Origin of the sequence: Pigmentiphaga humi, assembly GCF_900606115.1 — a bacterium.
GTDB classification, from domain to species: domain Bacteria; phylum Pseudomonadota; class Gammaproteobacteria; order Burkholderiales; family Burkholderiaceae_B; genus Pigmentiphaga; species Pigmentiphaga humi.
Map to the genome: position 1 here is coordinate 29,723 of NZ_UWPJ01000008.1, position 14,009 is coordinate 43,731.

A 14,009-nucleotide genomic window follows, 5' to 3' on the forward strand; every position below is an offset into this window, starting at 1 on the left:
CATGGGACGCATCATCGCAGGCATCGGCACTTCGCACGTTCCCTCCATAGGCGGCGCCTACGACCGCGGCAAGCAGGCCACGCCGGCCTGGCGCCCGCTGTTCGACGCCTACGTCCCGGTGCGCGAATGGCTGGCCGAGCTCAAGCCCGACGTGGCGATCATGGTGTACAACGACCACGGCGCCGACTTCTTCTTCGACAAGTACCCGACATTCGCGGTGGGCGCGGCCGACCGCTACGAGATCGCCGACGAAGGCTTCGGCGTGCGTCCGCTGCCCGCCATCGCCGGACACCTGGAGTTCTCGCAGCATTTGTGCGAATCCCTGGTCTACAACGAATTCGACCTGACCGTGTGCCAGGAGATGCGGGTCGAGCACGGTTTCCTGGTGCCCATGCACCTGTGCTTCGAACACGACCCCGACTGGCGGGTGGCCGCCGTGCCGTTCGCAGTCAACGTCCTGCAGCACCCGCTGCCCACCGCCCGGCGCTGCTATCGGCTGGGACAGGCGATCCGGCAGGCGGTCGAATCCTACCCCGACGATTTGCGCGTGGTCATCCTCGGCACCGGCGGCATGTCGCACCAATTGACCGGCCCCGAGTTCGGCAAGATGGACGAACAATGGGACCAGGACTTCCTGGACCGCATCGAGAACGATCCGGCCAGCCTGAGCGAGCTCACCCACCAGACCCTCATGGAACGGTTCGGCGCCGAAGGCATCGAGCTGATCATGTGGCTGGTCATGCGCGGCGCGCTGTCCGGCCAGGCCCGGCGGGTGCACCGCAACTACTATGCGCCGATGACCACCGGCATGGGCCTGATCACACTGGAGGAGCCGGCATGAGCGAACGCACTCAGGTCGGCATCGTCGGCGCCGGCCCGGCGGGGCTCCTGCTTTCCCATTTGCTGCACCGGGAAGGCATAGCGTCGGTGGTGTTCGAAAGCCGCGGCCGCGACCACGTCCAGCAGCGCCTGCGCGCGGGCGTGCTCGAGCAGGGCACGGTCGATCTGCTGTCGCAGGTGGGCCTGGGGGAGCGCATGAAGCGCCTGGGCATGCCGCAGACGGGCATCGACTTCCGGTTCGGCGGGGCGTCCCACCGCATCGACTTCACGGCCGAGACCGGCCGCACCGTCATGGTCTATCCCCAGCACGAGGTGGTGCACGACCTGATCGAGGCCCGGATCGCCGCGGGGGCCGACCTGCGCTTCGACACGCCGGTCACCCGCCTGGCCGGGCTGGACGGCCCGGCGCCGTCCATCGAGTTCGATGCGGATGGCGCCACCCGCAGCATGCGCTGCGACTTCGTCATCGGCTGCGACGGCTTCCACGGCATTTGCCGCAGCGCCATTCCGCCGACGGTGCGCAAGGAATACGACCGGATCTATCCGTTCGGCTGGCTGGGCATCCTGGCCGAAGTGCCGCCCGCGGCGCCCGACGTGACCTGGGGCTGCCATGAAAGCGGATTCGCGATGCTGAGCTTCCGGTCGCCTACGCGCAGCCGCCTCTATCTGCAATGCGAACCCGACGACCGTCCCGAGAACTGGTCGGACGACCGCATCTGGAGCGCCCTGCACGAACGGCTCGACGTGGCCGACATGCCGCCGCTCATCGAAGGCAGGATCCTGCAGAAAAGCGTGACCGGCATGCGCAGCTTCCTGGTCGAACCGATGCGCCACGGATCGCTGTTCCTGGCCGGCGATGCCGCCCACATCGTGCCGCCCACCGGCGCCAAGGGCCTCAACTCGGCCGTGGCCGACATCCAGGTGCTCGGGCGCGCCCTGGCCGACCACTATCGGAAAGGTTCGGACCGCATGCTGGACAGCTATTCCGAGACCTGCCTGCGGCGCATGTGGCTGGTGCAGCGCTTTTCCGCGGGGCTGTGCACCATGGTGCACAGCTTCCCGGGGCAAAGCGATTTCATCAAGCGCCTGCAGCGGGCCGACCTGGAATACATGACCGGCACCGCCCCGGGAAGGCTTGCCTTCTCGGACAACTTCACCGGCCTGCCGGTCGAAGCCTAGGCGCGGCATGCCGGGCGCAGCCGCGCCCGGCAGCCGCCGGGACGCTACTTCAAGGTCGCCAGCAGATCGGCGAACTTCGCTTCCACCTTCTGCCGCAGCTCCGGCGTGGCGCAGGCCACCGGCGGAAAGGTCTTCAGCATCTCGAAGGGTCGGCAGGCATCGATGACCGCGCGCGAGTTCGTGGCGGTGCCGCGCGCGATGCGCGGATCGAGCGGGCCGCTCCACGCCTTGCGGATGAACTCGATGTCCTCGACCGGATCGCAGCGGGTGCACATCGCCCATACCACGTCGAAGAGATCGGTGGGATCGACGTCTTCATCGACCACGACCACGAAGCGTCCCAGGTACGAGCCCGACTGGCAGTTCGCCGCCATCATCGCGGCTTGCTTGGAATGCCCGGCGTAGGACTGCTTGATCGAGATGATGTTGAAAAGACGCGCCGCCCCGGCCTCGTGGCACCAGACGCCCTTGACCCCGCTCAGCCCCGCGCGCTCGACCTCGTCCCAGATCATGCCGGCCTTCATCACGCACTTGGAGAACGAGAAGTCCGAGGGCGGCCGCAGCGGCGTCGCCATGGTCAGGATGGGATTGTTGCGGTAGTACACCCGCTGCACGCGCACGACGGGCTGCTCGCTCTTGCCGCCGGCGTAATAGCCGGTGAACTCGCCGAACGGCCCTTCGGGCAAGGTCTCGCCCGGGTATATCTCGCCTTCGAGCACGATCTCGCTGTGGGCCGGCATGGGCAGCTTGTGCACCTCGCTCAGCACCACGTCGAACGGCAGGCCGCGATGGCCGCCGGAATAGTCGTATTCCGACAGGCCGAAGCGCAGTTCATTGCCGCCCGCCAGGAACAGCATGGGATCATGGCCGCAGGAGATCAGCACCGGGCACGGCTTGCCCTGGCTGAAGTATTTGTCGCGGATCTGCCGGCCCTGCTTGCCGGGCGAGGTCCACAGGCCGACGCGGTTGCGGCTGTGCGCCATCGAGCGGTAGGTGCCGATGTTGATCCAGTCCTCTTCCGGGTCCCGCATGATGACCAGGTCGTCGGTGCCGATGTAGCGTCCGCCGTCCATCTCGTGAAGGAAAGGGATGGGAAACTTGAAAATGTCGACGTCGTCGTCGCGGTCGATGTTCTCCAGGATCGGGCCGGTATCGACGATGCGCGGCGGGATGGGCTCGTGGCGCAGCATGCGGTCCCGGTAGGAGCGGACCACGTCCATCGGGCCCTTGGGCACCGGGAAGCCCAGCGTCAGCGCCAGCCTCGCCGAGGAATTGGTCGCCCCCGACAGCAAGCGGAAACCGGCCGGATACCCGGGTATGTTGTCGAACAGGATGGCCGGCGCTTCGGAGCGGCCGCTGTTGACGATCTCCGCCAGCGTGCCGACCTCCAGGTTCCAGTCCGCGCCCGAAATGCGCAGCAGCTCGCCGGCCTTGTCGACGCGCTCGAGCAGCTCGCGCAAATCTTCGTGGGGGTGCTCGTAATCGTTCCAAGTCTTCTGCATGGGTCTACCTAGTTGTCCATAGCGCGGCGCGCCACCCGCATCGCATGAAACAGCGCTGTGTGGCCCCGGCGCCGCGGATCCGGCTCCGCCAGCGCCGCCCCCTCGAGGGGCCCGCGCAAGCGGGTAGGGGGTGGGTTCATTCAGTCTGCCGTGATGTTCGCGGCGCGCACGACGGGCGGCCAGCGCTTGATTTCCAGAGCCAGGACGTCGGCCATCCGCGCCGGCGAGCCGCCTTCGGGCCGGATGCCCTGCTTGGCCAGGCTGGCCACGACGTCGTCGTCCTTCAATACCTCGTTCACTTCCTTGTTGAGCTTGGCGATCGTAGCCTGGGGCGTGGCCTTGGGCGCGAGCAGGCCGTACCAGACATCGACCTGCACTTTCTCGTAGCCGGATTCGCGGAAGGTCGGCACCTGCGGCAACGACGGCGCCCGCTGGGCGCTCATGACCGCCAGGACCTTGAGCTTGCCGGCGTTGACCAACGGCTGGATGGTGTGCAGCGGCACGATCATCGCGGAAACGTGTCCGCCGGCAAGATCGTTCACGGCGCCGCCCGCGCCCTTGAACGGCACGTGGAACAGGTCGATGCCGGCCTCCTGCTTGAACAGTTCCATGGCCAGATGCTGCGGCGTGCCGTTGCCGGGCGAGGCGTAGTTGATGCCGCCCGGTTCGGCCCTGGCCTTGGCGACGAAGGCCTTCAGCGTATCGGCGGGAAACGCGGCGGGCACGGCCAGGCCCAGCGTGCCGCTGCCGAGCAGCGCGACCGGCTCGAAATCCTTGATCGGGTCGTAAGGCAGCGTGCGGTTGACCGCCGCGTTGGTGGCGAAGGTGGTGGCCGCGACCAGCAGCGTGGCGCCGTCCGGCCGCGACCGCGCGACGTGGTCGGCACCGATGTTGCCGCTGGCGCCGGGCCGGTTGTCGACCACGGCGGCGGTGCCGAAGCGGGCCATGAGCTGCTGGCCGACCGACCGCGCCAGGATGTCCGGCCCGGTGCCGGGCGTCGTGGCGACCACGATCGATATCGTGTTCTGCGCGGCAAGCGCTGCGCCGGCCGGCGCGAACGCCATTCCCGCCGCAAGGGCCGCGATCGGCGCCAGCCGCAGCGAGCGCAAGAAACTCAAGCCGATTGCCATGGTGCGTGTCTCCTCCTGAATCTGTCGTTCTAGAGTGCGCATTACAGCGCCGGACGATTTATTATTCCAGCGAGTTATTCTCATTTATTGATGAGGTCGGCAAATGAGTTTCCATGCCTCGCTGGGCAACCTCTCCCTCAAGCAGCTGCGCGCCTTCGCCTGCGTGGCGGAGTCCCGCAGCTTCACCACGGCCGCCGCGCTGCTCAATCTGTCGCAGTCCGCCGTCAGCCTGCTGGTGCGCGAACTGGAATCGGAACTCGGCCTCAAACTGCTCGACCGGACCACCCGCTCGGTACGCATGACCGAAGCCGGGGCCGAGCTCCACCCGGTGGCCACGCGCGTGCTGCAGGATCTCGGCGCAGCCGTCGCAGGCTCGCGCGAACTGGCCGACCGCCGCCGCGGGCGCGTCCGCTTCGCATGCTCGCCGCTGCAATCGGCCTTGCTGGTGCCGCGCATCATCGGCGCGTTCAAGGAACATCATCCGCACATCACCATGGTGCTGCGCGATACCCCGGGCGGAGAAATCGTCGACCTCGTCGCCAAGGGAGAGGTCGACCTGGCCGTGGGTGTGCTGCCGGTGGATACGGCTTTCATCCACGCGGAACTCCTGCAGAACGACGACCTGCTGCTGATCTACCCGCGCAGCTATGGCTGGAGCCCCCGCCACCGCGCCACCTGGAAAGATCTGACCGACCACCCCTTCATTGCGCTGGGCGAGCACAACTCCACCCGCTACCTGGTCGACTACCATGCCGCGCAAGTCGGCGTGCGGCTCACCCCCGCGTGCGAGGTAGCCTTCGTCTGGACCGCGATCGGCCTAGTGGAAGCGGGGCAGGGCGTATCCGTGATCCCCGGCCATGCCCGGACCATCGTCCAGAAATTCCCCGAGGTGGGAATGCTGCCGTTCGAATCCCGCAAGATCCGGCGGCCGATCGCGCTGCTGCGGCACCGCCACCGCACGCTATCGCCGGCCGCCGCCGCGTTCGCCGCTTTCCTGCAGGAACGCTTTCCGCGCAACCACCGCGAGTACTGAAGCTTTACGCGCTGTGCGCTAGTCCCAGTCCTGCTCGGCGGGACGGTGGATCCGGTCCCTGCGCTCCTCGATCACTTCGAGCAAGGTCCGGGTAAAAGGCTCCATCACGTCGGGCTGCTCGCGGCCGCGCTTGATGATGAGGTGGAAATCCAGCGAAAGCACCGGATCGACCAGCAGCGCGGTGGACACCTGGGCGTCGATGCCCACCGGCGCCGCGAACGTCGGAATGATGGTCGGCCCCACGCCCGCCGCCGCCATGCCGATGAGGGACTCGAGCCGGTTCATCCTGATGCCGTCGGTACGGGCGGCGCCGGCGGCCGCCCGGCACTTGTTGATCTGCTGCTGCAGATCCTGCGTATGGTGCAGCTCGACGAAGGGTACGGCCGGCAGCTCGTCCCAGCGGATCCGCCTGGACGGCCGGCCGTGGGTCTTGGGCCGCGCGGGCGCGGCGCGCGACTCCAGGTAGACGAAGTCGAATTCGAACAGCGGCCGGCGCGACACCTCGGGTACACGCTTGGGAAATACGCCCAGCCCACAGTCGAGTTCGCCGTTGCGGACCTGGCGCTCGACCTCCGGCTTGGGAAGGTCGACGATGCGCAGGTCCAGCGTGGGTTCGGTCTTGCGCAGCCTCATGTAGACCAGGGGGATGACGCTCGCCGAGAAAATGGGCGGCACGCCTACGCGCAAGGTCCGGCGCCGCTTCTCGGAAAGCTGGCTCAGCACCGGCGCAATGGTCTCCACCTCGTCCACCACCTGCTGGGCGATCGGCAGCAGCCGCTGCCCCGCCGCCGTCAGTTGGATCGACCGGGTCGTGCGCTCGAAAAGCCGGCACGACAACTGGCTTTCCATGTCCTGCATCATGAGGCTGAGACCAGGCTGGCTGATGTGCATCTGCTCCGCGGCCCGCGTAAAGCTGTGGGTGTGGACGACGGCCAGGAAAGCCTTGAAGTGCCGAATACTCAGATTCATAAGTAGTTAAAATCAATAGATATAAGAGATATATTAGACAAATTAACGGAGCCTTCCTAGAATCCCTCGCATAGCTACGACGGCGGCAGGGCCGCCCAGAACTAGGCACCGGAGACAAAGAGCGACAGCGCGCTGAACGACGCAGGGCCAGGCGGCAACGCCTGCGGCCGGCGACGACGCACAGTTCGTCCGCCCCTTTATTCGACCTGCTGCTCCCGGCATCCATGGGATCGGTGCTCACCCGAGCCGCCGAGGGGCCTCGTTTTTCCTATCGAACCGCCAGCCGCCGCAGCCCATATCGCCCATACCGCTTCGATAGCCAGCCTCCGTTGCTGGCAGGACTCATAGGAGACGAACTTGTCCGTGCCATGCCATCCCCTGTCGCGCCGCCTGTATTCGGCGCTCGTGCTGCCCCTGACGCCGGAACTCGGCATCGACGAACCCGGCCTGCGCCGCCTGGTCCAGCACTATCTCCAGCCGCGCTTCGCCGCCGAGGGCGGATTGATCGCCAATCCTGAAGCCGGCGAGATCTTCTATCTCACCCGCGAGGAAAAGCGGCGTGTCCTTGAGATCGTACTGGAGGAAGCGGGCGGCAAGATCCCGGTACTCGCGGGAACCTTCGCCTGGACCACGGAAGAGACGATAGCGACCGCGCGCGATGCCAAGGCGGTGGGCGCCCAGGGAATTTTCGTAGTGCCGCCCGCGGGATCGATGGATGTGTCGCTGTGCTGGGATTCGGTGCGCTATCCCGAAGTCTGGCTGGACCAGATCCAGGCCCAGGACCGCGCCGTGGACCTGCCCATCTTCACCCACCCCATCACCAACGTATCGCAGCCCTGGGGACTGGGCCTGCCGCTCGAGCCCACGCTGAAGTTCTGCCGCGAAGTGCCGAACATCGTCGGCTGGAAGACCACCTACGCCTACCAGGGGCACCGCATCCTGGCCCGCGCAATGCGGGAACACGCGCCGTCGGTCGCCCTGCTGTGCTCCAGCGCCCACTTGTTCCACGAATACCTGGCCACCGGGAACTTCGACGGAACGATCAGCGGCTCGTGGAACTACGCGCTCGAACCCATGCTGGACCACATCGACGCCATGCGCGCCAACGACCTCGTGGCGGCGCGGAACATCTGGGACGCCGGGCTGGCGCGCCTGCACGAGTACGTCTATGCCGAACTGGGCCGGCTGCACGTCCGCTACAAGATCGCCACCTGGCTGCGCGGGCTCATCGACTCGCCGCGCATGCGCCCGCCCATGCCCGCTCCGCGCGCCGAAGAAATACGCCGCATCGGGCAACTGCTGCGCGGCGCCGGCATCGAGCTCGCGCACGACCTGGAGCAGGCCGTCGCGCAAGGGAGCGCCTCATGACCGCCGCCAAACGACACGCTGCGCCGGCCAGGCCCGGCCGGCGCGCATGCCTGGGATGGACGGCCTGCGCCGCAGCGCTGCTGGCCGCGGCGCTGCCCGCCTCCGCCGTGCATGCCCAGGAGTATCCCGCCAAGCCGGTCAGGATCATCGTGCCGTTCCCGCCGGGCGGTTCGACCGACGTCGCCGCGCGCATTCTTGCCGCCAAGCTCGCGGAGAGCTTCCGCCAGCCGGTCTATGTCGAAAACAAGCCGGGCGCCGGCACCACCATCGGCGCCGCCTATGTCGCCTCGGCCGCGCCCGACGGCTATACGCTCTACATGACCGGACCGGTGACGCACGCCAGTTCCCAGGCCCTCTACAAGAAGCTGTCCTACGACGCGCTGCGCAGCTTCGCCCCGGTCGGCAACATCACCGCATCGCCCTTCATCGTCGTCGTCCATCCCAGCTCGCCGGCCAAGACCTTGAACGACCTCATCACGGCCGCCCGCAAGCAGCCCGGGCGCCTGAGCTATGCATCGAGCGGCAACGGCGCGGCCCCGCACCTGGCCACCGAGATCATCGCCAAGGCCGCCAAAGTGGACTTCACCCACATTCCGTTCAAGGGCGTCGGGCCCGCCCTGGTCGCTCTGCTGGGCAACCAGGTGGATTTCATGATTTCCGACGTCGCCGTCATGCCGCAGATACGCGAAGGCAAGCTGCGGGCGCTGGCGCTGACAACCGCCGAGGCCTCGCCGCTGGTGCCCGGCGTGCCCTCGATGGCCCAGGCCGGCGTGCCCAACGTCGACCTGGGGGCCAGCCTGGCCGTATTCGCGCCGGCGGGCACGCCCGCCCCGGTGGTCGCGCGCATCAATGCCACGATGAACCGGGTCCTGGAAGACGCCGACATCCGGCAGAAGTTCGAAGCGCAGGGATTCGAGGTCAAGACCGGCACGCCCGAAGACCTCGGCCGCCTGATGGCCCAGGAGATCCAGCGCTACGGCGAGATCGTGCGTCAAACCGGCATCAGCATCGATTGACAATCAAGGAGAAGACATTGAACGACGACCTGAAAAACGAACTCGAGATCAGGCAGATGGTCGAGCGCTGGGCAGTATGGCGCGACGCCGGGGATTGGGAGCGCTTCGCCACGGTCTGGCACCCCGAAGGCGTGATGATGGCGACCTGGTTCCAGGGCCCGTTCGCCGAGTTCATCCGCGTCACGCAGGAAGGCTGGGACAAGGGCGTGAGCATCCTGCACTTCCTGGGCGGCACGACCGTCGAGATCCAGGGCGACCGGGCCGTCGCGCAGACCAAGATGACCATCTCCCAGCGCGGCCCGATCGAAGGCGTGGCCTGCGACGTCGTCTGCACCGGCCGCTTCTACGACTTCGTCGTGCGCCACGAGGGTAGCTGGAAGCTGCTGCACCGGCAGCCCATCTACGAAAAAGACCGCATCGACCCGGTCGATCCTGCCGCCACGCTGGCGCTGGACCAGGAAGAACTGGCCCGCATGCCGGTAGGCTACCGCCACCTCGCCTACATCCAGACGCGCATCGGCTACCGCGTCAAGATGGACATGCCCATGCTCCAGGGCCCTGAAGTGCAGGCGCTGTACCGGCGCGGCGCCCAATGGCTGGCGGGCGGTCCGCTGGAACGCTGAACCAAGGAGACGCGACATGACAACCCTCGCCTGCCTGCCGCGGCGCCGCGCGCTGCTGGCCACCCTCCTCGCCGCCGCCGCGCCCTGGTCCGCTCCCGTGGCCGCCGCGTGGCCGGAGCGGCCCGTCACCATCGTGGTGCCCTATACGCCGGGCACCAGCATGGACACCCTGGCCCGCACCCTCGGCCCCAAGCTCTCGCAGAAGCTGGGCCAGCCCGTCATCGTGGAAAACCGTCCCGGCGCCAGCGGCAACATCGGCACCGGCTTCGTGGCCAATGCGGCGCCGGACGGACACACGCTGCTGATGACGGTCAGCACGTTCGTGATGAACCCCAGCCTGTTCAAGAGCGTGCCCTACGACCCGCTCAAGAGCTTCGCCCCCGTCGGCCGGGTGGCCGTCGGCACGCTGGTGTTCGCGGTCAACCCCGATTTCCCCGCCACGACGCTGGCGCAGGCCATCCAGGCCTTCCGCGACCGCCCCGGCCACTACGCCTACGCCTCGCCCGGCAACGGCACCCCGCAGCACCTGGCCATGGAGCTGTTCAAGCTGCACACGGGCGTCGACCTCATGCACGTGCCTTACAGCGGCTCGGCGGGCGCCGTCACCGACCTGCTCGGCGGCCAGGTCCAGGCCATGATCCTGCCGGCCAACACGGCGCTGGGACACAAGCAGGCGGGCAAGCTGCGCGTGCTGGCCACCACCCAGGAAAAGCGGATCGAAGTCATGCCCGACGTGCCCACGCTTGCCGAACAAGGCGTGCGCGGCGCCGAGGTCGACCTGTGGTTCGGCATGCTCGCTCCCAAGAGCACGCCGCAGGCCGTCGTGGCGCGCCTGAACCGCGAGGTCAACGAGATCCTCGCCATGCCCGAGATCAGGCAAAGCCTGGACAAGCAAGGGCTGATCGTGGCTCCCGGCACGCCCGAGGCATTCGGCGAACTGGTGGCCGACGAGTACGCACGCTGGGCCCAAGTGATCAAGAAAGCCCGCATCACCGCTGATTGAGACTGCCCCCCTGCGCGCTGACGCGCGCCCCCCCCCCGGGGGCGGTGCTGGCGGGCCGGCAAAGCCGGATCCGCGGCACCCTGGAGGCAGGACGCCATGAATAACGTGTAATGAAGATGAACAAACATCCCCTGACCATCATCGTCGGCGCCGGCATCGGCGGTCTGACGGCCGCCGCCTGCCTGCTCAAGCGCGGGCTTCCCGTGCGCGTGTTCGAGCAGGCGCCCACGCTGGGCGAAGTCGGCGCCGGCATACAGTCCAGTGCCAATGCCGTAAAAGTGCTGTACGACCTGGGATTGCGAGAAGAGCTCGAGCAAACCGTCGTGCGCCCGCAAGCCTTCGAATTCCGGCGCTTCGACACGGCCGAACTCATGCACCGCATTCCGCTCGGACAGGAACACGAGCGGCGCAACGGCGCCCCCTACTTCCACATCCACCGCGCCGACCTGCACGAGCTGCTGGCCAAGGCGGTGCTGAAGATGGATCCGCATTGCATCGCCCTGGATGCGCGCGCCACCGGCTTCGAGGAGGACTCCGACGGCGTCACCCTGCATCTGGCCGACGGCCGCCGCGAAACGGGCGACGTGCTGGTCGGCGCGGACGGCATCAAATCGGCGATCCGCGCGCAGATCCTCGGCCCGACGCCGGTCAGCTATACCGGCGACGTCGCCTGGCGCGCGGTCATCCCGACCGACCGCCTGCCGGCCGACATCATGGACACGGTTTCCACCGTATGGTGCGGCCCCAAGAAGCATGCGGTGATGTACTACCTGCGCGCGCGCAAGCTGATGAACTTCGTGGGCCTGGTGGAACACGCCCATCCCGAGAACGAGTCCTGGACCCAGGTCCGCCCATGGGCGGACCTGAAGGCGGATTTCGAGGGATGGCATCCCACCATCCAGACGGTCATCGACGCCATCGACCGCGACGGCTGCTACCGCTATGCGCTGAACAACCGCGCGCCCGTGGACAACTGGAGCACGGCGCGCGCCACGCTGCTCGGCGATGCCGCCCACCCGACCCTGCCCTACCTGGCTTCGGGCGCGGCGATGGCCATCGAGGACGGCGAGATCCTGGCGCGCTGCCTCGCCGCCTGCGACAACGTACCCGATGCGCTCCAGAGCTACCAGAACAGCCGCATGGACCGCACCGCCGCCGTGGTGCGCGAATCGACCGAGAACCGGGATCTCTACCGCATCGAGGACGAAGACGAGATGCGCCGCGCCTTCCATGCCAAGAACATGAGCAAGACCCGGTCGGAATGGCTTTATTCCTACGATCCGCTGACCGTGCCGCTGGCCGGCGCCAAGGAGCACACATGAGAAAAATCGACATCTACAGCCACGTCATGCCGTCGCGGTACCTGGAGATCATGAGAGAGCACTCCAAGGATCCCGGCATCGTCAAGCGGATGAGCAATCTGCGCATGCTGTGGGACATGGACGCGCGCAAGGACATGCTGTCGCAATGGCCCGAGGTGCAGCAGGTACTGACGCTGGCCCTGCCGCCGCCCGAGGCGCTGGGCGGCGCCGACGCCTCGCCCGGGTTCGCGCGCGTGGCCAACGACGACATGGCCGCCATCGTCGAACGCAACCCCGACGTGTTCCCGGCCTTCGTGGCGGCCCTGCCGATGAACAACATCCCCGCCGCGCTGGAGGAAATGGACCGGGCGATCACCCAACTGGGCGCGCGCGGCATCCAGGTCACGACCAGCGTCAACGGCCGCCCGCTCGACGATCCGGAGTTCTTCCCCGTCTTCCAGCGCGCCACCGAGGTGCACGGCGTGCCGGTCTGGATGCACCCGTTCCGCCCCGCCTCGCAGGCCGATTACCCCGTCGAGGAGAAGTCCCGGTTCGAGATCTGGCAGGTGCTGGGCTGGCCTTACGCCACGAGCGTGGCCATGGCCCGCATGGTGTTCTCGCAGATGTTCGACCGTCTGCCGAACCTGCGCGTCATCACGCACCATTGCGGCGCGATGATCCCCTATTTCGGCGGACGCGCCGAAACCCTGTGGGCGCAGCTGGGCAGCCGCAGCGTCGAGGACGACTACAACGGCCTGCTGGAACGCATGGCCAAAAAGCCCATCGATTACTTCAAGATGTTCTACGCCGACACGGTGCTCGGCGGCTCCGCGTCGGCGCTGCGCTGCGGGCTCGACTTCTTCGGCAGCGACAAAGTGGTGTTCGCCAGCGACTGCCCGTTCGACCCCGAGGAAGGCCCGATGTTCATACGCGAGGGCATCCGCTCGGTCGAATCGCTCGACCTCCCCGAGGACGAGAAAAAGAAGATCTATCTGCTCAACGCGCTCAAGCTGCTCGGGCTCGAAGAAGACATCAAGTAGCCCCCATCATTCGAGAGAGGAGACACACCATGACATACCGCCGTCGCATGCTGGCCGCCATGCTGCTCGCACTTCCGTGGGCGACGGGCGCGGCCGACGCCACGTTCGCCACCCGGCCCGTCACCCTCGTCGTGCCGTTCACCGCGGGCTCGGGCATCGACCTGATCGCGCGCACCATCGCCCCCAAGCTCAGCGAGAGGCTGAAACAGCCGGTCGTGGTCGAGAACAAGGCGGGCGCCAGCGGCAACATCGGCGCCGACCAGGTCGCCAAGGCGCCGCCGGACGGCCATACGCTGATGGTGACCGTGAACACCTTCACCATCACGCCGGCCCTGTACAAGACCATGCCCTACGACCCCGTCAAGGATTTCGCCCCCATCGGCGAAATGGCCGTGGGCAATCTTGCGCTGGTCGTCAACCCTTCCGTCCTGCCCGTAGCCGATTTCGACGCCTTCACCGCCTACATCCGCGCGCGGCCCGGCAAGCTCAACTACGGCTCGCCCGGCAAGGGGACGCCCCAGCACCTGGCCATGGAGATCCTGAAGAACCATCTCAAGCTCGACATCGTGCACGTGCCGTACAAAGGGGCGGCCGGCGCCAGCACCGACCTCATGGGCGGGCAGATCCAGATGATGGTGCTGCCGATACATACCGCCCTGCCGCTCGCCGCCACCGGCAAGGTCCGGATACTGGGAGTCTCGGGACAAAAGCGTTCGGTGCTGGCTCCGGACGTGGCGAGTTTCGGCGAACTGGGCCTGGAAAGCCTGGACATCGACATGTACTACTGGCTGGCCGCCCCGGCAGGCACGCCCGCTCCCGTCGTCGCCGAGCTCAACCGCCACGCCACCGCCATCATCGCTCTGCCCGAAGTACGCGAAACCCTGTTGAAGCAAGGCATGGTGCCGACGCCGAGCACGCCGGAGAAAGTGGCCGGCATGATCGAGCGCGACGTCGCGCGCTGGAAAACCTTCATCACGGAAAACGGTATCGTGGCGGACTGAACGG

Annotated in this window: 13 protein-coding genes; 10 read left to right on the forward strand and 3 right to left on the reverse strand. The window is 67.2% G+C overall.

Going from position 1 to position 14,009, the window contains the following annotated elements:
• The first annotated feature begins 1 nt into the window (after position 1).
• Together PIGHUM_RS03830 and PIGHUM_RS03835 are read left to right on the forward strand one after the other, a co-directional pair.
• Positions 2-841, forward strand: coding sequence for a class III extradiol dioxygenase family protein (locus tag PIGHUM_RS03830; RefSeq protein ID WP_124077931.1), 840 nt, complete (start codon positions 2-4; stop codon positions 839-841).
• The gene (locus PIGHUM_RS03835; protein ID WP_124077932.1) at positions 838-2,019 is read left to right on the forward strand and encodes a 4-hydroxybenzoate 3-monooxygenase; all 1,182 of its coding nucleotides are present in this window, start codon (positions 838-840) and stop codon (positions 2,017-2,019) included. Before PIGHUM_RS03830 ends, PIGHUM_RS03835 begins: the two co-directional genes overlap by 4 nt.
• 44 nt (positions 2,020-2,063) lie before the next feature.
• Here the strand turns inward: PIGHUM_RS03835 and PIGHUM_RS03840 are convergent, their stop codons facing one another.
• A complete protein-coding gene (locus PIGHUM_RS03840; RefSeq protein WP_124077933.1) occupies positions 2,064-3,521 on the reverse strand; it encodes a UbiD family decarboxylase in 1,458 nt (485 codons plus the stop codon).
• 140 nt (positions 3,522-3,661) lie between these two features.
• Entirely contained in the window at positions 3,662-4,651 is a 990-nt protein-coding gene (locus tag PIGHUM_RS03845; RefSeq protein ID WP_160142145.1) for a tripartite tricarboxylate transporter substrate binding protein, read from the reverse strand.
• Between the two features lie 103 nt (positions 4,652-4,754).
• Here PIGHUM_RS03845 and PIGHUM_RS03850 point away from each other — a divergent pair, with 103 nt between their 5' ends.
• Positions 4,755-5,684 (forward strand): LysR family transcriptional regulator, encoded by a 930-nt coding sequence (locus tag PIGHUM_RS03850; RefSeq protein ID WP_124077935.1) that lies wholly within the window; start codon positions 4,755-4,757, stop codon positions 5,682-5,684.
• Between the two features lie 18 nt (positions 5,685-5,702).
• Here the strand turns inward: PIGHUM_RS03850 and PIGHUM_RS03855 are convergent, their stop codons facing one another.
• The gene (locus PIGHUM_RS03855) at positions 5,703-6,653 is read right to left on the reverse strand and encodes a LysR family transcriptional regulator (RefSeq protein ID WP_124077936.1); all 951 of its coding nucleotides are present in this window, start codon (positions 6,651-6,653) and stop codon (positions 5,703-5,705) included.
• Positions 6,654-7,016: 363 nt separating this feature from the next.
• Between PIGHUM_RS03855 and PIGHUM_RS03860 the strand changes: the two genes are divergently transcribed.
• The 7 genes from PIGHUM_RS03860 to PIGHUM_RS03890 all read left to right on the forward strand — a co-directional run bounded on the left by PIGHUM_RS03860 (position 7,017) and on the right by PIGHUM_RS03890 (position 14,005).
• Positions 7,017-8,021: a dihydrodipicolinate synthase family protein gene (locus PIGHUM_RS03860; protein ID WP_246012891.1), complete on the forward strand. Its 1,005-nt coding sequence runs from the start codon at positions 7,017-7,019 to the stop codon at positions 8,019-8,021.
• Complete coding sequence (locus PIGHUM_RS03865) at positions 8,018-9,037, forward strand: Bug family tripartite tricarboxylate transporter substrate binding protein (RefSeq protein ID WP_124077938.1); 1,020 nt, start codon at positions 8,018-8,020, stop codon at positions 9,035-9,037. Before PIGHUM_RS03860 ends, PIGHUM_RS03865 begins: the two co-directional genes overlap by 4 nt.
• A gap of 17 nt (positions 9,038-9,054) precedes the next feature.
• A complete protein-coding gene (locus PIGHUM_RS03870; RefSeq protein WP_124077939.1) occupies positions 9,055-9,660 on the forward strand; it encodes a nuclear transport factor 2 family protein in 606 nt (201 codons plus the stop codon).
• A gap of 16 nt (positions 9,661-9,676) precedes the next feature.
• Positions 9,677-10,663, forward strand: coding sequence for a Bug family tripartite tricarboxylate transporter substrate binding protein (locus PIGHUM_RS03875; protein ID WP_124077940.1), 987 nt, complete (start codon positions 9,677-9,679; stop codon positions 10,661-10,663).
• Between the two features lie 116 nt (positions 10,664-10,779).
• Positions 10,780-11,985, forward strand: a complete 1,206-nt coding sequence (locus PIGHUM_RS03880; RefSeq protein WP_160142146.1) for an FAD-dependent monooxygenase — start codon at positions 10,780-10,782, stop codon at positions 11,983-11,985.
• On the forward strand, positions 11,982-13,004 hold the full coding sequence (locus tag PIGHUM_RS03885; protein ID WP_124077942.1) for an amidohydrolase family protein: 1,023 nt from the start codon (positions 11,982-11,984) through the stop codon (positions 13,002-13,004). The genes PIGHUM_RS03880 and PIGHUM_RS03885 overlap by 4 nt, the downstream gene beginning before the upstream one ends.
• Positions 13,005-13,033: 29 nt before the next feature.
• A complete protein-coding gene (locus PIGHUM_RS03890; protein ID WP_124077943.1) occupies positions 13,034-14,005 on the forward strand; it encodes a Bug family tripartite tricarboxylate transporter substrate binding protein in 972 nt (323 codons plus the stop codon).
• Positions 14,006-14,009 lie beyond the last annotated feature (4 nt).

Excerpts from the sequence above, each read along its gene's own strand:
- PIGHUM_RS03830 (WP_124077931.1), top strand. The coding sequence starts at position 2 with ATGGGACGCATCATCGCAGGCATCGGCACTTCGCACGTTCCCTCCATA.
- PIGHUM_RS03835 (WP_124077932.1), top strand. The coding sequence starts at position 838 with ATGAGCGAACGCACTCAGGTCGGCATCGTCGGCGCCGGCCCGGCGGGG.
- PIGHUM_RS03840 (WP_124077933.1), bottom strand. The coding sequence starts at position 3,521 with ATGCAGAAGACTTGGAACGATTACGAGCACCCCCACGAAGATTTGCGC.
- PIGHUM_RS03845 (WP_160142145.1), bottom strand. The coding sequence starts at position 4,651 with ATGGCAATCGGCTTGAGTTTCTTGCGCTCGCTGCGGCTGGCGCCGATC.
- PIGHUM_RS03850 (WP_124077935.1), top strand. The coding sequence starts at position 4,755 with ATGAGTTTCCATGCCTCGCTGGGCAACCTCTCCCTCAAGCAGCTGCGC.
- PIGHUM_RS03855 (WP_124077936.1), bottom strand. The coding sequence starts at position 6,653 with ATGAATCTGAGTATTCGGCACTTCAAGGCTTTCCTGGCCGTCGTCCAC.
- PIGHUM_RS03865 (WP_124077938.1), top strand. The coding sequence starts at position 8,018 with ATGACCGCCGCCAAACGACACGCTGCGCCGGCCAGGCCCGGCCGGCGC.
- PIGHUM_RS03875 (WP_124077940.1), top strand. The coding sequence starts at position 9,677 with ATGACAACCCTCGCCTGCCTGCCGCGGCGCCGCGCGCTGCTGGCCACC.
- PIGHUM_RS03880 (WP_160142146.1), top strand. The coding sequence starts at position 10,780 with ATGAACAAACATCCCCTGACCATCATCGTCGGCGCCGGCATCGGCGGT.
- PIGHUM_RS03885 (WP_124077942.1), top strand. The coding sequence starts at position 11,982 with ATGAGAAAAATCGACATCTACAGCCACGTCATGCCGTCGCGGTACCTG.
- PIGHUM_RS03890 (WP_124077943.1), top strand. The coding sequence starts at position 13,034 with ATGACATACCGCCGTCGCATGCTGGCCGCCATGCTGCTCGCACTTCCG.